18 protein-coding genes and 1 riboswitch are annotated in these 20,660 nt (G+C 70.4%); of the genes, 9 read left to right on the forward strand and 9 right to left on the reverse strand.

Annotation, left to right across the window (positions count from 1 at the left end; all coding sequences use genetic code 11):
* The 6 genes from hpaE to ABMQ42_RS05925 all read left to right on the forward strand — a co-directional run bounded on the left by hpaE (position 1) and on the right by ABMQ42_RS05925 (position 5,652).
* On the forward strand, positions 1-1,560 hold the full coding sequence (gene hpaE / locus ABMQ42_RS05900; RefSeq protein WP_349721927.1) for a 5-carboxymethyl-2-hydroxymuconate semialdehyde dehydrogenase: 1,560 nt from the start codon (positions 1-3) through the stop codon (positions 1,558-1,560).
* Positions 1,561-1,590: 30 nt separating this feature from the next.
* A complete protein-coding gene (gene hpaD / locus ABMQ42_RS05905; protein WP_349721928.1) occupies positions 1,591-2,754 on the forward strand; it encodes a 3,4-dihydroxyphenylacetate 2,3-dioxygenase in 1,164 nt (387 codons plus the stop codon).
* Positions 2,755-2,772: 18 nt separating this feature from the next.
* Positions 2,773-3,558, forward strand: coding sequence for a 2-oxo-hept-4-ene-1,7-dioate hydratase (gene hpaH, locus ABMQ42_RS05910; protein ID WP_349721929.1), 786 nt, complete (start codon positions 2,773-2,775; stop codon positions 3,556-3,558).
* Positions 3,543-4,346: an HpcH/HpaI aldolase family protein gene (locus ABMQ42_RS05915; protein ID WP_349721930.1), complete on the forward strand. Its 804-nt coding sequence runs from the start codon at positions 3,543-3,545 to the stop codon at positions 4,344-4,346. The genes hpaH and ABMQ42_RS05915 overlap by 16 nt, the downstream gene beginning before the upstream one ends.
* A 38-nt stretch (positions 4,347-4,384) precedes the next feature.
* Entirely contained in the window at positions 4,385-4,921 is a 537-nt protein-coding gene (locus ABMQ42_RS05920) for a hypothetical protein (protein ID WP_349721931.1), read from the forward strand.
* Between the two features lie 80 nt (positions 4,922-5,001).
* Positions 5,002-5,652: a hypothetical protein gene (locus ABMQ42_RS05925; protein ID WP_349721932.1), complete on the forward strand. Its 651-nt coding sequence runs from the start codon at positions 5,002-5,004 to the stop codon at positions 5,650-5,652.
* A 9-nt stretch (positions 5,653-5,661) separates the two neighbouring features.
* Here the strand turns inward: ABMQ42_RS05925 and ABMQ42_RS05930 are convergent, their stop codons facing one another.
* Positions 5,662-6,207, reverse strand: coding sequence for a DUF4188 domain-containing protein (locus ABMQ42_RS05930; RefSeq protein ID WP_349721933.1), 546 nt, complete (start codon positions 6,205-6,207; stop codon positions 5,662-5,664).
* Positions 6,208-6,277: 70 nt separating this feature from the next.
* Between ABMQ42_RS05930 and ABMQ42_RS05935 the strand changes: the two genes are divergently transcribed.
* The gene (locus ABMQ42_RS05935; RefSeq protein WP_349721934.1) at positions 6,278-6,877 is read left to right on the forward strand and encodes a TetR-like C-terminal domain-containing protein; all 600 of its coding nucleotides are present in this window, start codon (positions 6,278-6,280) and stop codon (positions 6,875-6,877) included.
* Between the two features lie 10 nt (positions 6,878-6,887).
* On the opposite strand, the gene ABMQ42_RS05940 is transcribed toward ABMQ42_RS05935, so the two are convergent.
* Positions 6,888-7,769, reverse strand: coding sequence for a bifunctional methylenetetrahydrofolate dehydrogenase/methenyltetrahydrofolate cyclohydrolase (locus ABMQ42_RS05940; protein ID WP_349721935.1), 882 nt, complete (start codon positions 7,767-7,769; stop codon positions 6,888-6,890).
* A gap of 189 nt (positions 7,770-7,958) precedes the next feature.
* Positions 7,959-9,233 carry a serine hydroxymethyltransferase gene (gene glyA / locus ABMQ42_RS05945; RefSeq protein WP_349721936.1) on the reverse strand — a complete coding sequence of 425 codons (1,275 nt, stop codon included), beginning with the start codon at positions 9,231-9,233 and terminating at the stop codon, positions 7,959-7,961.
* A 40-nt stretch (positions 9,234-9,273) separates the two neighbouring features.
* Positions 9,274-9,356: riboswitch (ZMP/ZTP riboswitch) on the reverse strand.
* A 55-nt stretch (positions 9,357-9,411) separates the two neighbouring features.
* Between glyA and ABMQ42_RS05950 the strand changes: the two genes are divergently transcribed.
* Together ABMQ42_RS05950 and nagA are read left to right on the forward strand one after the other, a co-directional pair.
* Positions 9,412-10,920 carry a beta-N-acetylhexosaminidase gene (locus ABMQ42_RS05950; RefSeq protein ID WP_349721937.1) on the forward strand — a complete coding sequence of 503 codons (1,509 nt, stop codon included), beginning with the start codon at positions 9,412-9,414 and terminating at the stop codon, positions 10,918-10,920.
* A gap of 2 nt (positions 10,921-10,922) precedes the next feature.
* Positions 10,923-12,068 (forward strand): N-acetylglucosamine-6-phosphate deacetylase, encoded by a 1,146-nt coding sequence (nagA, locus tag ABMQ42_RS05955; protein ID WP_349721938.1) that lies wholly within the window; start codon positions 10,923-10,925, stop codon positions 12,066-12,068.
* 29 nt (positions 12,069-12,097) lie between these two features.
* Here nagA and ABMQ42_RS05960 read toward each other — a convergent pair whose 3' ends face one another.
* The 6 genes from ABMQ42_RS05960 to ABMQ42_RS05985 form a co-directional block, all read right to left on the reverse strand.
* Positions 12,098-14,224: an alpha-galactosidase gene (locus tag ABMQ42_RS05960; RefSeq protein ID WP_349721939.1), complete on the reverse strand. Its 2,127-nt coding sequence runs from the start codon at positions 14,222-14,224 to the stop codon at positions 12,098-12,100.
* A gap of 225 nt (positions 14,225-14,449) precedes the next feature.
* On the reverse strand, positions 14,450-15,385 hold the full coding sequence (locus ABMQ42_RS05965) for an N-acetylglucosamine kinase (protein WP_349721940.1): 936 nt from the start codon (positions 15,383-15,385) through the stop codon (positions 14,450-14,452).
* The gene (locus ABMQ42_RS05970; protein ID WP_502884627.1) at positions 15,382-16,338 is read right to left on the reverse strand and encodes a glycoside hydrolase family 113; all 957 of its coding nucleotides are present in this window, start codon (positions 16,336-16,338) and stop codon (positions 15,382-15,384) included. Before ABMQ42_RS05970 ends, ABMQ42_RS05965 begins: the two co-directional genes overlap by 4 nt.
* Positions 16,335-18,794, reverse strand: a complete 2,460-nt coding sequence (locus tag ABMQ42_RS05975; protein ID WP_349721941.1) for a glycoside hydrolase family 2 protein — start codon at positions 18,792-18,794, stop codon at positions 16,335-16,337. The genes ABMQ42_RS05970 and ABMQ42_RS05975 overlap by 4 nt, the downstream gene beginning before the upstream one ends.
* A complete protein-coding gene (locus tag ABMQ42_RS05980) occupies positions 18,791-19,657 on the reverse strand; it encodes a carbohydrate ABC transporter permease (RefSeq protein WP_349721942.1) in 867 nt (288 codons plus the stop codon). The genes ABMQ42_RS05975 and ABMQ42_RS05980 overlap by 4 nt, the downstream gene beginning before the upstream one ends.
* Positions 19,654-20,634: a carbohydrate ABC transporter permease gene (locus ABMQ42_RS05985; RefSeq protein WP_349721943.1), complete on the reverse strand. Its 981-nt coding sequence runs from the start codon at positions 20,632-20,634 to the stop codon at positions 19,654-19,656. Before ABMQ42_RS05985 ends, ABMQ42_RS05980 begins: the two co-directional genes overlap by 4 nt.
* Positions 20,635-20,660: the final 26 nt, after the last annotated feature.

The following is a 20,660-nucleotide window of genomic DNA, read 5'->3' on the forward strand; positions in this document are numbered from 1 at the left end:
ATGACCGACACCGCTGTCACCGCCCGGCACGTCCCCGCGGACCTGCCCACCCGCCTGCAGCACTACATCGACGGCGAGTTCGTCGACTCGCTCGACGGCGACACCTTCGACGTGCTCGACCCCGTGTCGAACGATGTCTATCTGAAGGCGGCCTCCGGCAAGAAGGCCGACATCGACCGCGCCGTCGCCGCCGCCAAGAAGGCGTTCGACGAGGGCCCGTGGCCGCGCATGCTGCCGCGTGAGCGCTCGCGCGTGCTGCACAAGATCGCGGACATCGTCGAGTCGCGCGACGCACGCCTCGCCGAGCTCGAGTCGTTCGACTCGGGTCTGCCGATCACCCAGGCGCTCGGCCAGGCGCGGCGGGCGGCCGAGAACTTCCGCTTCTTCGCCGACCTGATCGTCGCCCAGGCCGACGACACCTTCAAGGTGCCCGGCCGCCAGATCAACTACGTCAACCGCAAGCCCATCGGCGTCGCGGGTCTGATCACGCCGTGGAACACGCCGTTCATGCTCGAGTCGTGGAAGCTGGGGCCGGCGCTGGCCACCGGCAACACGGTCGTGCTCAAGCCGGCCGAGTTCACGCCGCTGTCGGCGTCGCTGTGGGCCGGCATCTTCGAAGAGGCGGGGCTTCCCCGCGGCGTCTTCAACCTGGTCAACGGCTACGGCGAAGAGGGCTTCGCCGGCGACTCGCTCGTCAAGCATCCCGATGTGCCGCTCATCTCGTTCACGGGTGAGAGCCGCACCGGACAGATCATCTTCGGCAACGCCGCACCGTTCCTCAAGGGCCTGTCGATGGAGCTGGGCGGCAAGTCGCCGGCCGTCGTCTTCGCCGACGCCGACCTCGACGCCGCCATCGACGCGACGATCTTCGGCGTGTTCTCGCTGAACGGCGAGCGCTGCACGGCCGGCAGCCGCATCCTCGTCGAGCGCTCGGTCTACGACGAGTTCGTCGAGCGGTACGCCGCGCAGGCGAAGCGCGTCAAGGTGGGCTACCCGCACGAGTCAGACACCGAGGTGGGCGCGCTCGTGCACCCCGAGCACTACGACAAGGTCATGAGCTACGTCGAGATCGGCAAGCAGGAGGCACGTCTGGTCGCCGGTGGCGGACGCCCCAAGGGCTTCCCCGAGGGCAACTTCATCGCCCCGACCGTGTTCGCCGACGTCAAGCCCGATGCCCGGATCTTCCAGGAGGAGATCTTCGGCCCGGTCGTGGCAATCACCCCGTTCGACACCGATGAAGAGGCGCTCGAACTGGCCAACGGCGTCAAGTACGGCCTGGCCGCCTACGTCTGGACCAACGACCTCAAGCGTGCCCACAACTTCGCGCAGGCGATCGACGCCGGCATGGTGTGGCTCAACTCGAACAACGTGCGCGACCTGCGCACCCCGTTCGGCGGCGTGAAGGCCTCGGGCCTCGGGCACGAGGGCGGCTACCGCTCGATCGACTTCTACACCGAACAGCAGGCCGTGCACATCACGCTGGGCAAGGTGCACAACCCGACCTTCGGCAAGCAGGAGCACCACACCGAGGTCGACCTCGACGACCCCGACCCCCGCTGAACTCATCCCTCCCAAGGCAAGGACGCTGAAATGACCGACCGCAAAGACATGACCCTGACCTCCTCGGGCTTCTACGTATCCCAAGAGGCCCCGATCAGCTGTGACAACCCCACTCCCACACCGTCGGCCCCGGCCCCCGACATCCTGCGCTGCGCGTACATGGAGCTCGTGGTCACCGACCTGAAGCGCTCGCGTGACTTCTACGTCGACGTGCTGGGCCTGACGGTGACCGAGGAGGACGAGAGCACCGTCTACCTCCGCTCGCTCGAGGAGTTCATCCACCACAACCTGGTGCTGCGCCAGGGCCCCGTCGCGGCGGTGGCCGCGTTCAGCTACCGCGTGCGCACGCCCGAGGACCTCGACCGCGCCGTCGCGTTCTACGAGGAGCTGGGATGCCGCGTCGAGCGCCGCGCGGAGGGCTACACGAAGGGCATCGGCGACTCGGTCCGCGTGACCGACCCGCTCGGCTTCCCCTACGAGTTCTTCCACGACGTCGAGCACGTCGAGCGCCTCGCCTGGCGCTACGACCTGTACACGCCGGGCGCCCTGGTGCGTCTGGACCACTTCAACCAGGTCACCCCCGACGTGCCGCGCGCGACGAAGTTCATGCAGGACCTCGGCTTCCGCGTCACGGAGGACATCCAGAACGAGCAGGGCACCGTCTACGCCGCCTGGATGCGCCGCAAGCCCACCGTGCACGACACCGCCATGACCGGCGGCGACGGCCCGCGCATGCACCACGTCGCCTTCTCGACGCACGAGAAGCACAACATCCTCGCGATCTGCGACAAGCTCGGCGCGCTCCGCCTGTCGGACTGCATCGAGCGGGGACCGGGCCGCCACGGCGTCTCGAACGCGTTCTACCTCTACCTGCGCGACCCCGACGGGCACCGCGTCGAGATCTACACGCAGGACTACTACACCGGCGACCCCGACAACCCGGTCGTCACCTGGGACGTGCACGACAACCAGCGCCGCGACTGGTGGGGCAACCCGGTCGTGCCCTCGTGGTACACCGACGCCTCGCTGGTGCTCGACCTCGACGGCAACCCGCAGCCGGTCGTCGCCCGCACCGACGCGAGCGAGCTCGAGGCCACCATCGGCGCCGACGGCTTCTCGTACACCCGCAGCAAGGACGACGAGTCGATGCCGGAGTGGAAGCAGGGCGAGTACAAGCTCGGCCACCAGCTGTAGGCGAAGAGGGAGAACAGGATGCTGGACCCCGAGACCATCGCCCGGATCGCCGATGAGCTGGCCGAAGCCGATCGCGCGAAGAGCGTCATCCCCCGGATCACCGCGCGCTACCCCGATGCCACCATCGAGGACTCGTACGCGATCCAGGGCGTGTGGCGCGACACCATGCTCGAGAGCGGCCGGCGCCTGGTCGGCCGCAAGATCGGCCTGACCTCCAAGGCCATGCAGCAGGCCACCGGCATCACCGAGCCCGACTACGGCGTGATGTTCGACGACACGGTGTACAGCACGGGGTCGGTGATCGAGTTCGATCAGTTCTCGAACGTGCGCATCGAGGTCGAGCTGGCGTTCGTGCTCAAGGATCCGCTCGAGGGTCCGCACTGCACGCTGTTCGATGTGCTGCGCGCGACCGAGTACGTGACTCCCGCGCTCGAGGTGCTGAACTCGCACATCGAGCTGGAGGGGCGCACGATCGTCGACACCATCAGCGACAACGCCGCCTACGGCGGAATGGTGCTGGGCGGCATCCCGATGCGTCCCGATCAGATCGATCTGCGCTGGGTCTCGGCGATGCTGTACCGCAACGAGCAGATCGAGGAGACCGGCGTGGCCGCAGGGGTGCTCAATCACCCGGCGACCGGCGTCGCCTGGCTCGCCAACAAGTTCCACCAGCACGACGCACGGCTCGAGGCCGGCGAGATCATCCTGGCTGGGTCGTTCACCCGCCCGATGTGGGTCTCGAAGGGCGACAGCGTGCTGTGCGACTACCGAGAGATGGGGACCATCACATGTCGCTTCGTCTGACCGGAACCTTCCGCGATGCGCTGGCCGCGGCATCCCGCCCCCTCGTGGGCATGTGGGCGTGCACGGGCAGCCCCGTGCTCGCCGAGGTCGACGCGGGTTCGGGCCTGGACTGGCTGCTCATCGACGGCGAGCACGGGCCCAACACGCTCGAGTCGATCCTCGTGCAGCTGCAGGTCGTGGCCGCGTACCCGATCTCGCCGCTCGTGCGCGTTCCGTGGAACGAGCCCGTGTTCATCAAGCAGGTGCTCGACATCGGCGCGCAGAACATCATCGTGCCGATGATCTCGTCGGCCGCCGAGGCCGAGGCCGCGGTGGCGGCGACGCGGTATCCCCCGGCGGGAGTGCGCGGCGTCGGCAGCGCGCTGGCGCGCAGCGCCCGCTGGAACCGCGTCGACGGCTACCTCGGCGACGGATCGTCGCACGTGTCGCTGACCGTCCAGATCGAGAACGGCGCGGGGGTGGATGCCGCGGCCGAGATCGCCGCGGTCGACGGCGTCGACCAGGTCTTCGTGGGACCCTCCGACCTGGCCGCCTCGATGGGACTGCTCGGGCAGCAGACGCATCCCGACGTGGTGGATGCCGTGCACCGCACCTTCGCGGCGGTGAAGGCCGCCGGCAAGAAGGTGGGGGTGAACGCGTTCGACCCGGCCGCGGCCGAGGCCTACGTCCAGGCGGGTGCCGACTTCATCGCGGTCGGTGCCGACGTCGCGATGCTCGCCCGCGCGTCCGAGGGCCTCGCGGCACGGTTCATCCCCGCGGCAGACCGCACCGAGCGCGCGTCGTACTGACGGGTGCGCGCCCGGGGCACGCGTGTCATCCTGAAGCCATGAAGAAATGGATCGTGCGGTTCGTCACGCTGCTGGTGTTCAACATCGTGGTGCTGCTGATCATCGGCTGGCTCACGCCCGCGCACGTGGGCTGGGCGGCGCTGTGGGCGGGCGTCATCATGACGGTGCTCGTGATCTGGGTGAAACCGCTCGTCTCGCGCTGGTTCCGCTCGATGGCGGCGAAGTCCGCGAGCGAGCGGACCAAGCTCGGCGAGAAGCTCGTACAGGCGCTGCTGGCGATCGCGGTCGCCTTCATCGTCTGGATCGGGACGGTGCTGTTCTCGGGCGTCTCCGTGTCGGGGTGGTTCTGGGGCTGGATCGCGCCGCCGATCATCCTGCTGATCGGATGGGCGGTGTATGACGTCATCGACGACCGGGTCGAGGCCGGCGCCGGGGCACTGTACGACCGGGCCACCGGCGGCGAGGCCGTGGATGCCGAACCCGCGGCGCCGACCGAGGCGGAGAAGCTCGGGCGCCGCGAACTCGACGACGGCCTGACCGACGAGCAGCGCAAGCTGTTCGACGACCTGGGCTAGCCAGCGCTCGCGGCGCGCTTCACGACGCGCGAACGGGCGGTGGTGCTGCCGAACGGCCCCTTCGGCACGAAGATGGACAGATGACCACCGACAGCCGAGATCCCGCGGCACCGGTCGCGCCGACCGCACCTGCGGCATACGCACCGGAGTCGATCCGCACCGGGGCCGTGATCGGCTTCCGCGGTGACACGCTCGTGATCGAAAGCCGCGACATCGTCGAGGCCGTCGAGAAGACGCTGGTGAATCCGGTATCCGCTGTTCCCCGGCGCGACCACTGGCTGCTCGACGGGGTGCCGGCGCTCTCCCGCGGCGAAGCGTGGATCGTCCCGCTTGCCGGGACCGCAGACCCGGACGGGGACTCCGCCGACGCTGATGCGCTGCGCTCCCGCATCCACCACATCTGGTCGAACGTGCGCAGCGACGGCGAGTACCGGCACGGGTCACCGCTCGGCGTCGACCTCGAGGAACCAACCGGCGAGCGGACGCCCTATGCCTCCGAACTCCTGCGCACGGGCGCTCGAGCCGCCTCGTGGTGGGGATCGGGCGGCTCCGCCGTCGTCCAGGTCGTCTACGGCGATCCGCTCCCCTCGCCAGTGACCCTGATGGCCCTCCACGTCGTCCCGATCGGCTGGGTGTCGACGGTCACCCCCGCGAAGAAGTGGCCACCGCTGGACCTGAGCTGGTCATGGTCGGACGTCGTGGCCTTCGCGGAGCGCGCGCAGACCGGCTGAGGGCACCGGTCAGGGCCGCTGCTGCGCCGCGGTCGCCGCGGTGCAGGCGCTTCCCGCTCCCCCACGCTGAGAGCTCGTCCGGTCACGGCCCAGCCGCTGCCGCGCCGTGCGCTCCCCCGCACCGACCGGGTGGTGCCCGGTCGCGGCGGCGAGTCCGAAGTCGGGCATGTCGACGTAGACGGCCTCCATATCGCGCACCGGCACCTGGTACGTCTCGTGCCACACGCCGACCGCGCCGTCGCCGGCACGTCGCGCGTAGTCGCGCCACGCTTTCAGGTGCGGGGCATCGGGGTCGGCGGCGAACCGCTGCAGATGCTCGGGGCTCTCCCAGTACGAGAGCAGGATCGTCGTACGTCCCACCCATGACTCGAAGCCCAGCATCCCGCTCTCCGGATGCCGGCTGAGATGGCGCAGCATCCGCGGCATCTCCTTGGCCACCCGGCTCACCCGCCGTGTCTGCCACCACTTGTTCGCGCGCATGCCGATCAGGAAGACCGTCACGCTCTCGCCCTCGGGCCGCGCGGTGTAGCGCCCGGGAAAGACCTCTCGCTCCATGCTGTCCACTCCAATCGAAACCACGTTATGTAACGTTGTTACGCAACGACGTTACGGTATTCTCGGACACATGGCAAGACCTCCGCTCTATGACGACGCCCTGCGGTCCCGGCTGCTCGCGGCCGCGACCGATCTCGTCGAGCACAACGGTGTGGCAGCCATCGCGCTCCGCGAGGTCGCGGCCGCGGCCGACACGTCGACGTCGGCCGTCTACACGCTGTTCGGAGGCAAGACGCAACTCGTCGCGGCGGTCATGGATGCCGCATTCGCATCGTTCGGCGCGGCGCAGCGCGCAGCCGCACCCGACGGGCTGCGGGCGCTCGGCATCGCGTACCGCACGTGGGCGCTCGCGCATCCGGAGCTGTACCGGATGATGTTCTCGGCGCCCGGCGCGTCGGCCCCCGACGAGGGGTCCGGGGGTGCCGATCGCGAGCCCGACGCGAGCGACCTCGCGATGGCGCCGTTGCAGGAGGCCATCGCACGCGCGCAGCGTGCCGGCGGCATGGCCGACGTTCCCGTCGGCATCGCCGCGACCGCGATCTGGGGTCAGGTGCACGGCATCGTCAGCCTGCAGCTGGCGGGGCTCGGCCCGGCCGGACTCGACTGGGACGCCGCCTACACGACGGTGCTCGACACCATCACGCGCGCGTGGTCGCCCCCGACGCCGTGACGGCGAGACGTCAGCCGGCGGCGCGCTCGGCGGCCTCGACGACGTTGGTCATCAACAGCGCGACGGTCATGGGCCCCACGCCGCCCGGATTCGGCGAGAGGTAGCCGGCGACCTCGGCGACGGCCGGGTCGACGTCGCCGTAGACCTTGCTCTTGCCGGTCTCGGGGTCGTTCTCACGCGTCACGCCGACATCGAGCACCGCGGCGCCCGGCTTGACGTCCTCGGCGCGCACGATGTGCTTGACACCGGCCGCCGCCACGATCACGTCGGCCTGCCGCAGGTACGACGGCAGGTCCACTGTGCCGGTGTGCGTGAGCGTCACCGTCGCGTTGATCTCACGACGGGTGAGCAGCAGCCCGATCGAGCGGCCGATCGTCACACCGCGCCCGACGACGACGACGTGCTTGCCCTTCAGATCGTAGTCGTTGCGCAGGAGCAGCTCGATGACGCCGCGCGGCGTGCACGGCAGCGGTGTCGTGATGGGACCGTTGACGTTGAGCACCAGACGGCCCAGGTTCGTCGGGTGCAGGCCGTCGGCGTCCTTCGCGGGATCGATCCGCTCGAGGATCGCGTCGGTGTCCAGGTGCTTGGGCAGCGGCAGCTGCACGATGTAGCCGTGGCACGCGGGGTCGGCATTGAGCCGATCGATGGCCGCCTCGACCTCTTCCTGCGTCGATTCGGCCGGCAGCTCGACCTGGATCGAGTTCATCCCGATCGCCTCGGACTGCCGATGCTTCATGCCCACGTACAGCTGCGACGCGGGGTCGGCGCCCACGAGCACCGTCGCGATGCCGGGCGTGACGCCGCGGGCCTTCAGCGCCGCGACCCGCTCGGCCAGTTCGTCCTTGATTGCCGCGGACGCGGCCTTTCCGTCCAGCTTCACTGCCGTCATCGTCGTCTCCTCGAGTACGCGTTCGTGTTCGTCGTCCTCCCCCACCGTGAGAGTGCACCTGGTGGACGAGAGATAGGGAAGCAACCGCTCCTTCGTCCACCAGCTGCACTCTCACCGAGAGAGGACGGAAGGGGGTGGATGCCGCGGCCGCGGCGCGAGCGCCGGGTGCCGGCCGCGGCATCCGGAGTGCTACTGCTGCAGGTCGGGGTACAGCGGGAACGCCGCCGTCAGCGCCGCCACGCGGGTGCGCAGCGCGGCGATGTCTGGGTTGGGCTTGAGTGCCTGTGCGATGACGTCGGCCACCTCGGTGAACTCGGCGTCGCCGAAACCACGGGTCGCCAGCGCCGGGGTGCCGATGCGCAGGCCGCTGGTCACCATCGGGGGCCGCGGATCGTTCGGCACCGCGTTGCGGTTCACGGTGATGTGGATCTCGTGCAGCAGGTCTTCGGCCTGCTTGCCGTCGATGGGCGCATCGCGCAGGTCGACCAGCACGAGGTGCACGTCGGTGCCACCCGAGCGGACGGCGACACCGGCATCCTTCACATCCTGCTGCGACAGCCGGTCGGCGATGATGGCGGCGCCCGAGAGCACGCGCTCCTGGCGCTCCTTGAACTCCGGCGTGCCGGCGATCTTGAACGCGGTGGCCTTCGCGGCGATCACGTGCATGAGCGGGCCGCCCTGCTGCCCCGGGAACACGGCGCTGTTGATCTTCTTGGCGATGTCGGCGTCGTTGGTGAGGATGAAGCCCGAGCGGGGGCCGCCGATCGTCTTGTGCACGGTCGACGAGACCACGTGCGCGTGCGGCACCGGGCTCGGGTGCACACCCGCGGCCACGAGACCCGCGAAGTGCGCCATGTCGACCCACAGGTAGGCGCCGACCTCGTCGGCGATCTCGCGGAAGCGGGCGAAGTCGAGGTGGCGGGGGTACGCCGACCAGCCCGCGATGATCACCTTGGGCTTGTGCTCGACGGCGAGGCGGTGCACCTCGTCCATGTCGATGAGGCTGGTGGCGGGGTCGACGCCGTAGGCGACGATGTCGTACAGCCGGCCCGAGAAGTTGATCTTCATGCCGTGCGTGAGGTGGCCGCCCTGGTCGAGCGAGAGGCCCAGCAGCGTGTCGCCGGGGCGGGCGATCGCGTGCAGCACCGCGGCGTTGGCGGTGGCGCCGGAGTGGGGCTGGACGTTGGCGAACCCGGCACCGAACAGCTCCTTGGCGCGGGCGATGGCCAGCTCCTCGGCCACGTCGACCTCTTCGCAGCCGCCGTAGTAGCGGCGGCCCGGGTAGCCCTCGGCGTACTTGTTGGTGAGCACCGAGCCCTGCGACTGCAGGACAGACACGGGCACGAAGTTCTCCGAGGCGATCATCTCGAGGTAGCCGCGCTGACGCTCGAGCTCACGCTCGAGCACCTGGGCGATCTCGGGATCGACCTCGGACAGGGGTGCGTTGAAGTAGCGGTCGGTCATGGCGTCTCCTCGACTCGGCAATGCACAGCGGATCGGAAATCACATCGGCCCAGGCGTGCGGTCGAATGCCGGTCGGTCGCTCCCCGGTGGTGGTCCACCTCAACGCCAGTCGCGACCATCCGAGCATACCCGATCCCACCCCTGGCACACCGCCCGGGAGTTTGTTAGCGTTCCTTACATGACAACCCTGGTCCCGGCCCCGGCCGCACAGACGGTGGATGCCGCCGCCACGCCGTTCACCCTCTCCGAGACGTCGCGCATCGTGGCCGGCCCCGACGCCCGGGCCACCGCGGGGCTCGCGGTGACGGCACTGTCTCCGGTCGCCGGCCGCGCGCTGGAGATCGCCGCCGAAGGCCGGACCGGCGCTGATGTCGTGCTGGAGATCACCGGCACCGGCGCCGCGGAGTCGTACCGGCTGACCGTCGGCGCCGACGGCGTTCTGATCGCCGGCGCCGATGCGGCCGGGGTCTTCTACGGCATCCAGACACTCGTGCAGCTGTTGGCGACATCCCGCACCGTCCCCGCGCAGGTCATCGACGATGCACCGCGGTTCGCCTACCGCGGGGTCATGCTTGACGTCGCACGTCATTTCTTCCCCGTGGAGGTCGTCGAGGACTACATCGACCGGGCCGCATCCCTCAAGTTCAACGCACTGCACCTGCACCTGACCGACGATCAGGGCTGGCGCATCCGCATCGACGCGCGCCCCGCGCTCACCGACGCGGCCGCGGGCACCGCGGTGTTCGGCGACGCCGGCGGGTTCTACTCGAAGGACGACTACGCGCGGATCGTCGAGCATGCGGCGGCCCGAGGCATGACCGTCGTGCCCGAGATCGACGCCCCCAGCCACACCCACGCGATCAGCCTGGCCTACCCCGAGCTGATGGAGCCTGTCGTGATCTCCGACCGTGTGCGCGAGGTCGTCGACATGTTCGGCGGCGGACTGCCCCAGCAGGGACGCCCGTACACCGGCTTCGCCGTGGGCTTCTCGGCGCTGAAGGCGCACGACGAGGCGACCTATGCGTTCCTCGCCGACGTGTACGGCGAGCTGGCGGCGATGACCCCCGGCCCGTACCTTCACGTGGGCGGCGACGAGGCCCTGGGCATGTCCGACGACGACTTCGCCACGTTCATGGACCGCGCGACGGCGCTGGTCGCCGACCTCGGCAAGATCCCGATCGCATGGCACGAGGCCGGGTCGTCACGCGGGCTCGCGCCGACCACCGTCGGGCAGTACTGGGGCTTCGTCACACCCACCGACGGCATGGACGAGAAGACCCGCACCTTCGTGCGCGCCGGGGCGCAGGTCATCCTCTCCCCCGCCGACGCGATCTACCTCGACATGAAGCTCACCGCCGACAGCCCGACCGGGCTGACCTGGGCCAATGGCCCGACCAGCGTGCACGACGCCTATGCATGGGAGCCGACACAGATCATCGACGGCATCGGCGAGGCCGACATCCTCGGCATCGAGGCGCCGCTGTGGACCGAGACCGTGCGCACGCCGGCCGACATCGACTCGCAGGCCTTCCCGCGCATCGCCGCGGCCGCCGAGACCGCATGGTCGCCGGCCGACTCTGACGTGCGCACCTGGGAATCGTTCCGCTCCCGGGTCGGCGCCCTCGGCCCGCTGTGGCGCGCTCAGGGCATCGCGTACGCACCCGCCGCCGAGATCGACTGGGCCTGACCATGGGCGTCGATCGCGTCATCCACTCCGCCCGGCTCGTCGACGAGGGCCAGACCACCGACGACGCGTGGATCGCGTTCGACGGAGCCCTCGTGGCCGGTCTGGGCACCGGGGACGACTGGCGCGAGCTGGCGCCGCGTGATGCCGAGGACGCCGGCGGCACGTGGCTGACGCCCGGCTTCGTCGACATCCACGGGCACGGCGGCGGCGCGGCCGCGTACGACGACGGCGTCGAGGCGATCGCGACGGCGCGTGCCGTCCACCGCGCCCACGGCACGACCCGCGCGGTGCTCTCACTGGTCACGGCCTCGATCGACGACCTGGTGACGCGGGTGACGACGATCGCGCAGCTCGCGGCGGATGATGCGACGATCCTCGGCACGCACCTCGAGGGCCCGTTCCTCGACATCGGGCACAAGGGCGCCCACACCCCGTCGCTGCTGCGGACGCCGGATGCGGCATCCATCGACCGCCTGCTCGACGCCGGCGCCGGCACGATCCGGCAGATCACCCTCGCGCCCGAATTGCCGGGCGGACTCGAGGCGGTACGGCGCTTCACGACCGCCGGCGTCGCCGCGGCGGTCGGGCACACCGATGCCGACGAGGCCACGGCTCAGGCGGCGTTCGACGCCGGGGCGACCATCCTCACGCACGCGTTCAATGCGATGAACGACATCCACCACCGTGCCCCCGGCCCCGTCCTCGCGGCACTGGGCGACGACCGCGTCACGCTCGAGGTCATCGCCGACGGGGTGCACGTGCATCCCGATGTGATCCGGCTGCTGACGACGGGCGCGCCGGGCCGGGTCGCCCTCATCACCGACGCGATGGCCGCGGCCGGCGCCCCCGACGGCGCATACTCGCTCGGTGGACTCGCCGTGACCGTGATCGACGGCGTCGCGCGGCTCACCGAGGGCGGGACGATCGCGGGTTCCACCCTCACGCAGGACGCCGCCATCCGCCTCATGGTGCACGAGGTCGGGATGCCGCTGCCCGCCGCCGTCGCCGCCGCCACCGCCGTGCCGGCACGGGCCGTGGGCGTCGCCGACCGGTTCGGTTCGCTCACCCCCGGGCACGCGGCCGACGCCGTGCTGCTCGACGAGCATCTGACCGTGCAGCGGGTCTGGGTGGACGGCGCACCGGCCTAGCCGCGCACGCCGCCCGCGCCGCCCGCGCGTCAGATCGCGGTCACCTCGAGCACGAACGCCTGCACCGGCCACAGCGTGGGCAGCTGCAGGCCGATCTCGCGCAGCACCGCGCCGGGCAGCTCGATCTCGCCCGCCGAGAACCACGGCGGGGTGATCCACCCGTGCTGCGCCGGGCCGATCTCGTCGCACACGCGCACGCGATAGACCCGTTCGGCCGACAGCTCCGGCAGCCGCAGCCGCTCCGCGCGGGCGTCCTCGAGAGAGGAGACCGTCGCCGCCACGACCACGGCGGCCGCGGCATCCGGCGCCGTGAACGCCGTCACCCGCCACGCCGGGTCGCGCAGCACGGGGTGCGAGGTGCGCGCGGTGTGCACGACGGCCCGCAGCCGCTTGTACAGCGCGGCGAACGCGGCCACCCGCTCGCTCTCGGCCTCCTCGAGCGCGAACAGATCGGACTCGAAGCCGGCCGACCCCATGAGGCTCGTCGCCATCCGGTACGACAGGTCGGTGGCACGCCCCGAGCTGTGCGACACCGCCGGACCCACGTGCGCGCCGACGAGCTCGGGCGGGAGCAGCAGCCCCGTCCAGCGCTGGATGTCCTGCCGCTCGACGGGGTCGTTCGAGTCACTGGCCCAGACCCGGTCGCACACCGAGAGCGCGCCCAGGTCGGTACGGGCGCCGCCCGACGAGCACGACTCGATCTCCAGGCCCGGGTGCCGCCCCTTCAGCTCCGCCACCATCCGCTCGAACGCGAGAGTCTGCTCGTGCACCCCGGGCCGGCCGTCGTGCACGCTCTCGACCAGGTCGCGGTTGTGATCCCACTTGATCGCGTCGATGTCGAGCTCGCCCACCAGGGCGTCGATCTGGCCGAAGACGTGCGCGTAGGCATCGGGGTTCGCCAGGTCCATCACGTACTGCGTGCGCCACGACAGCTCGGCCGGGTGGTCGAGGTGCCGCGGATCGTGCAGCAGCCAGTCCGGGTGCGCCCGCGCGACGTCGGAGTCGAGACTGACCATCTCGGGCTCGAACCACAGCCCGAACTGCATGCCGAGTCCGTGCACCCGATCGGCCAGGGGCGTGAGCCCCTCGGGCCAGACGGTGCGGTCGACGACCCAGTCGCCGAGGCTCGTGGTGTCGTCGCGGCGACCGGCGAACCAGCCGTCGTCGAGCACGAACCGCTCGAATCCGAGCGACGCCGCCCGCTCGGCGAGCGCCAGGAGCCGGGCCGGGTCGTGGTCGAAGTACACGGCTTCCCAGGTGTTCAGCGTGAGGGGTCGCGGAGAGGCGGGATGCTGCGCCCGCGCCCGCAGCATGGTGTGCGTGCGGGCGGCCAGGCCGTCCATGCCGTCTGCGGAATACACGAACGCGACCGGTGGCGCGGTGTACTCGTCCCCCGCCGCCAGCGTGATCTCACCCGGTCGCAGCAGCTCGCCGGCGCCGATCCGCGTGAGCTGGTCGGTGATGCGGTCGAGCCGGTACGACGTGTCGGCCGGCCACGCGGCGTGCACGCCCCACACCGACCCCGAGGCCCACTGCGGCTCGCCGATGCCTGCGACCAGCATCGTGGTCGCGTCGTGACCGGGCCGTCCGCGCCGGGTCTGGCGCACCGTCGCGCCGGGAGGCATGACGGTGACCACCGGGCGCTTCTCGCGCGTCCACCGGCCGTCGAAGGTGAGCGTGTGGGAGGTCGTCGTGGGCACCGGGAGGCTCGGTTCGAGCCAGTCGACGTCGACCGGGGCATCACCGTCGTTGCGCAGCGCGGTGCGCACCCACACCAGCCCGCCCGCGGCGATCTCGATCACGACGCGCAGCCGCAGTCGGGCGGCGTCGTCGACGGCCTCGACCGTGCACTGCTCCGCATCGTGCGACAGCGCGTCGAGTCGCCAGCGTGTGCGCAGCAGCACGCCGTCGCGGCGCAGCTGCAGCCCTGGCCGCCCGCTGAACCCGTCGCCCTCGTCGGGCAGGATCGTCGCGTCCCAGGCGGCGTCGAGCGTGCCGGGCGCGGTCTGTCGATCCAGCGCGACGTCGAGTGCACTCAGCGCGCCCTCCGCCCCGAGCGCGGCACCCCAGTGCACAATGCGCGGCAGGCCGTCATGGGTGGTGTCCACCACCACTCCGACACCGTCGCGCTGCAGCTGGAAGGGGGTCGTGTCCATGTCTCTCCTCGGTGGATGAGGGCGGATGCCGACCGGGCGGTGCCGGCATCCGCCCTCGGCTCAGTGAACGGTCAGATCGTCGATCGCGAACGACCCGGCGTTCAGGTATACCAGCACATCATGCACTGATGTCTGCGCGGTCGCGTCGCGCCCGAACGTGTCGAGCGGCCGCCACGGTCGCGTCGGAAGGCGATCCCGGCAGCCCGATCCGGGATCCGCCGTCGCCTACGCAATCTGCTCCTGCACAGCCGCGGCGACGGAGACACGGCCGTACAGCGGGTGCTCGCGGCGGAGCCCCAGCAGCGTGACGGCGCCGTCGAGCCCGTCGCCCGCCGGCGCCCACAGGTCGATTCCGGGACGGGCTTCGGCCATCAGCTCGGTGAACCGCGTGAGGATCAGGTCCGATCGGAACACGCCGCCGACGGCGCTCACAGGGCGCGTCGCATCGTCGCCCGGATCGGCCACATTCGCCAGCGCGGCCGTGACCGAGTGCGCGAGCTCGCGCGCCGCCGCCAGACAGATGCGTGCGGCGACCGCGTCATCGGCGGCGGCATCGCTGACCGCCTCCGCGAATCCGGCGACGACCCGCACCCGGTCGGGGTCGGCCTGCAGCTGCGTGTACGCCTGAGACGGGTCGGGCCAGCGCTCGCGCATGAGGTCGGTGAGAAGTGTGGGGGTGCTGCGTCCGTCGAACGCCCTCATGGCGGCATCCAGTCCTTCACGACCGATCCAGTACGCGCTGCCCGCGTCGCCCATGATGTTGCCCCAGCCGTCCACGCGCGAGACCCTCGTGCGCCCGACGGCGAGGGTGACCACGCCGGTGCCCGCGGCGACCACCGCCCCGCGCCGCTCGCCCAGCGCCCCGAGGTACGCGGTGACCGAGTCGTGCGCGAGCAGCACGCGCGCGTGCCCGCCCAGCGCCCGCTGCAGCGGTGCGGCATCGGCTTCGTGCGCGGTGAGCCCCGACACCCCCGCGGCGAGCGCCAGGAGCGGTTCGCCCTGCGGCGTCAGAGCGCGCACGAGGGCGGCGATCTGCGGCACGACCGGCCGGTCGGTCCGCACGCCCGGCAGCGTCTCATCGCGCACGCCGTCGCGCGTGCGGACCTGGACCTTCACACCGGTCTGCCCGGCGTCGAGGGCGATGACCGTCCCCCTGCTCATGCGCTCTCCTTCGCCCAGGCCGTGTACTGCGCGGTGAGGTGATCGCCCGCCGGCTTGCCGTACGGGCAGTAGTCGTCGTTCTCGGCCGCGTCGGCGAGGGGATACAGCCGTGCCGGCCAGTCCCACAGCATGAGTCCGCGCACCCACGTGCGGGCGCGCACGGCGTCGAACATCGCACGGTAGTACCGCAGCTGCTCGTCGCCCGACGGAGCGCCCACGAGGCTCCAGTCGTTGGGCCTGGCGGGCGACCCCTCGCGAGACGGGCAGCCCGCCTCCATGAAGAAGAAGGGCATGCCGGTGGATGCCACGGCCCGCTCGATCCGGTCGAGCTGGGTCTCCCACTCGTCGATCGGGTAGTACCCGCTGGACGACATGATGTCGACGGCGTCCCACCAGGTGACACGGTCCTCCTGATACTTGTCGCAGTTGTAGGTGATCGGCCCCCGGTACACCGCACGGACCTCGGCGATGAGCCGCCGCCAGTGGGCTTCCTGCCCGTCAGCGCGCACCATCTCGCAGCCGATGCAGAGCATCTCGCAGCCTTCGGCCTCGGCGATGCGGGCGGCATGCACGATGAAGCGGTGGTACGAGGCGAACCACTGCGACCACGTCGGTTCGCCGGGCACATCCTGGTCGAAGAAGCCGATGTGGGCGCGCCAGGTGCCGTCGGCGACGTTCACCACCGGCTTCAGGCACACCTTCAGCCCCAGGTCGTGCGCCGCGCCGATCGCCCGGACGATCTCGGCGTCGGTGACGGTCGGCTCGCTCTCAAACGGGATCTCGGTCGAGAACGGCGTCGCCTGCTCGGCCGCGTACGCCAGGGCCGTCCAGGTCACGCCGTGCGCGGCCATCGCCCGCATCGACGCGTCGGCCTCGGGCGTGTCCCAGGTGCCGCGGGTGCCGACCCATCCCCACGTCATGCCGCAGACGGGCTCGCTCAACAGTCCGCTCACCGCAGCTCGTTCCCACTGCGCAGCACGCGCGCGGCCGCGGTCGCGTCAAGGGCGTCGACGCCGCGCACGCGGAAGACGGCCTGCTCCTCCGGCAGCAGCGTGACCAGCCCGCGGTCGACCGTGGCGGTCGGCGCGAGCGTGTCGACGAGCAGCGTGGCGTCGCGCAGCAGCGCGTCGGCGGTGACCGTCACGTCGAATCCGTCGTCGGCGGACGCCACCGCGACCCGCGTGCGCGGGGCCTCCAGTGCACTGTCACGCGGCTCGGCGAAGAACCACACGCCGCGGGTGTCGAGCGCTTCGGCGACGATGAGCTCGGCCGCGGCATCCCCCGCCGTCCCCACCGTGGCCGAGATCGGCAGCGTCAGCGAGGTGCGGGGGGCGAGGGATGCCGCCACCCGCATCTGCGCGAGCAGGCTGCCGTCGAAGCCGCGTCGGGTGATGACGACGTCACCCTCCCAGGGCTCGTCGGTGTCGTTGCCGAGCACGGCGACCAGGCCGGAGCCATCGGGTTCGACGACGACGACGCGCGGCGCGAACGCGTTCTGCAGGGCGAAGAACAGGGGCTTCTCGTGCCCGTCGCCGTCGATCGCGGCCCACGAGGTGACCGGCCAGCAGTCGTTGAGCTGCCAGACGATCGCACCCGAGGTGTGCGGGGCGTGGGCGCGGAACCAGTCGAGGGCCGCGGTGACCGCGTTCGCCTGGTTCAGCTGCATCGCCCAGTGCCAGCGCTCCATCTCCACCGGCACCCGGTGGTGCGCGACCAGTCCGCGGCTGAGCTTCGTGTTGCCCTCGAGCGCCTTCTGGTGCACGATCATGCCCGGCGACTCGGGGGTGAGCGGGTCGTCGCTCAACGATCGGGTGAGGGTCGACCAGGCGGGCGGGCCCTGCCAGCCGAACTCCGCGACGAAACGCGGCGTGTGCTCGCGGTACGTCGGCCAGTCGCGCTGATTCCACTGCTCCCAGAGGTGCACCGATCCGTGCGCCTCGTCGTTGGGGTGCACCGTCTCGTCGGGGCTGAACGGGCTGGCGGGGATGTACGGCACGTGCGGCGCACGCTCGGCGACGACCGCGGGCAGCAGCTCGCGGTAGTAGTGCTCACCCCAGGTGCGCCCGTCGAGCAGCTCCTTCCAGCCCCAGTCCTCGTGCCCCCAGATGTTCTCGTTGTTACCGCAGAACAGCGCCAGCGAGGCGTGGTGGGCGATGCGTGCGACGTTCTGCCGCGCCTCTGCCTCGACCTCGCCGCGCAGCGGCTCCTCCTCGGGGTACGCCGCGCACGCGAACAGGAAGTCCTGCCAGGTCAGCAGCCCCAGCTCGTCGCAGACGTCGTAGAAGTCGTCGGACTCGTAGACGCCGCCGCCCCACACCCGGATGAGGTTCACGTGGGCGGCGCGCGCCTGCGACAGACGGCGCGCGTACCGCTCGCGGTCGACGCGGCTCGGGAACGCGTCATCGGGGATCCAGTTCACGCCCTTCACGAACACCGCACGGTCGTTGACGACCAGCTGGAACGGGGTGCCCGCGGCATCCGGCGTCGTGTCCCACCGCAGCGTGCGGAAGCCGACCCGTCGCACGGTCTCGTCGACCGTGTCGGCGCCCGCCTGCAGCGCCACCTGCACGTCGTAGAGCGGCTGGCCCCCGTGGCCGGCGGGCCACCAGCGCTCGACATGGTCGAGCTCGACGACCGCGCGCGCATCGGTGCCGTCGGTCGGAACGTCGACGGCGAGGGATGCCCCGGCCACATCGACAACGAGCCGCAGCGGCGCCTGGTCGGCCCGGGTGACGGACGCGGTGACCTCGACCCGCCCGCCGGCGCCGTCGGGCGTGGCGACCACACGCACGTCGTCCAGGCGCGCGGTCGCCCACGACTCCAGCCGCACCGGGCGCCAGATGCCGCTGGTCGCGGTGGCGATGCCCCAGTCCCAACCGAAGCTGCACGCGGACTTGCGGATCGCCTCGTACGGGGTCGGGTACGGCCGCGGTCGCGGACCGTAGACGAGACTCTGCGCGTCGGCGAACCTCACCGGGCTGCGGAAGGCGACCCTCAGGCCGTTCGCGCCCGCCGTCAGCACGTCGGTGATGTCGATGCGGTGGGTGCGGTGCTGGTTCTGCACCCGGGCGATCTCGACACCGTTCAGCGTGACCGTGGCGACGGTGTCGAGCCCCTCGAACACGAGCTCGTGCCGGCGCCCGTCGAGGGCGGCGTCCGACACCTCGAACGTCGTCTCGTAGGTCCAGTCGGTGAGGCCGATCCACGCCAGCAGCGCCTCGTTGTCGTCGAGGTACGGGTCGGGGATGAGCCCGGCACGCATCAGGTCGAGGTGCACGACTCCCGGCACGACGGCCGGGACCGCGGCATCCCGCACCAGATCCGGCACGGGGCCGGCGGAGGCGTGGACGGTCCATCCCTCGTGCAGGGGACGGCGCAGGACGAGGGGTGCTGGTGAGACGAGGGTCACTTGACGGCTCCGGAGGTGAGGCCCTTGTAGATCCACTTCTGCAGGAACAGGAAGGCGATCAGGGTCGGGATGATGACGATGATGGTTCCGGCGGCGATGATCTCCCAGTGCGCGCCGTAGGGGCCCTTGAACCGGAACAGCGAGGTCGAGATGAACCCCTGCGACGGCAAGTAGAGGAAGGCCGAGTAGAACTCGTTGTAGATCGCGATGCCCTTGATGATGATCACCGTGGCGATCGCGGGCTTCAGCAACGGCAGCACGACCCGCCAGTAGATCGTCCAGCGGTTCGCGCCGTCGATCATCGCGGCCTCGTCGAGCGAGATCGGGATCGACTGCATGAACTGGATGAACAGGTACAGGGCGATGACGTCGGTGCCCATGAACAGCAGGATGAGCGCGGCCTTCGTGTCGTAGAGGCCCAGACCGTTGATCAGCTGGAAGGTGGCGACCTGGCTCGTGACGGAAGGGATCAGCGTCGCCACCAGGAACAGTCCCATCACGAGCTTCTTGCCGCGGAAGGCGAAGCGATCCAGCGCGTAGGCGGCCATCGTGCCGATGAACACCGTGCCCACCAGCGAGACGGCCAGCACGATGGCCGTGTTGACGAAGCCCTCGAGCATCGCACCGTTGGTGAACGCGGTCACGAAGTTGTCGAAGTCGAACCAGTTCGTGGGCGGCGTGAAGGGCCCGGTCGAGGCGTACTCCGTCGAGCTCTTCAGGCTCGCGAACAGCACGACCGTCAGCGGCAGCAGCGTCACAACGCTGGCCACGATGAGGCTGGTGTACTTCGCCGTCTGCGCCGACATCGAGCGCAGACGCATGCCGAGGGTCAGACCGTTGCGCGGCCGGGTGGCGATGCTCATGTCAGGTCCACTTTCTCGTCGGGGAACACTTTTCGCTGGATCCACGTCACGATCAGCACGATGAGCAACAGCACCACGGCCATCGCCGAGGCCAGCCCCACCTGCCGGAACGTGAACGCGGTCTGGATCGTCTCGATGACGAAGGTCGACGAGCCGTTCGCACCCCCGGTCATGATGAACGGGATCTCGAAGACCGAGAGGCTGCCCGAGATCGCGAGGATGAAGCTCAGCCCCACCACACGTCGGATGCCCGGGAAGATGATGGCCCAGAACTGCTGCCACCGCGATGCTCCGTCGAGGTCGGCGGCCTCGTACAGCTCGTGGGGCAGCGATTGGATGGCGCCGAGGAACAGAACGAAGTTCATGCCGGTGTAGCGCCACACACTGGTGCCGGCCAGCGACCAGTTGACCAGGCTTGGGTCCCCCAGCCACTGCGGCGGGTCGCCCACGCCGAACCACGACAGCACGGTGTCAAGGGTTCCGCCGGGCTGGAAGAGGTAGAGGAACACGAAGCCGATCGCGACGCCGTTGATCAGGTAGGGGAAGAAGAGGATGCCGCGGAAGAGGTTCGAGAACCGGGTGCGGAAGCTGAGGATCGTCGCGAAATACAGCGCGATGGCCATCTGCAGGAACGAGGCCGCGAAATAGTAGAGGCTCACGAAGAAGACCCGGAAGATGCTCGGGTCGGTGAACACGTCGATGTAGTTCTGCAGCCCGACGAGGTTCTTCGTCTGGTCGATGCCGTCCCAGTCGGTGAACGAGTAGTACCCGAGGTTCAGCGCGGGCCAGTACGTGAACAGCAGCAGCAGGCCGACGCCGGTCGCGAGGAAGAACCACGGGGTCAGCCGACGCAGAAGGCTGCCCGAGTGCCCGCCCGGGCGGCCGGTTCCGCGGCCTCGCCCGCGGAACCGGCGCGTCCGATCGGACGCGGTGAGGGCGGCAGTGGCCGTCGGATGGTCCGTTCTGGATGTCTGCATCACCATGTCTCCGCCGCCCTCATCTC

The sequence above is a fragment of the Microbacterium sp. KR10-403 genome (assembly GCF_040196215.1).
GTDB lineage: Bacteria > Actinomycetota > Actinomycetes > Actinomycetales > Microbacteriaceae > Microbacterium.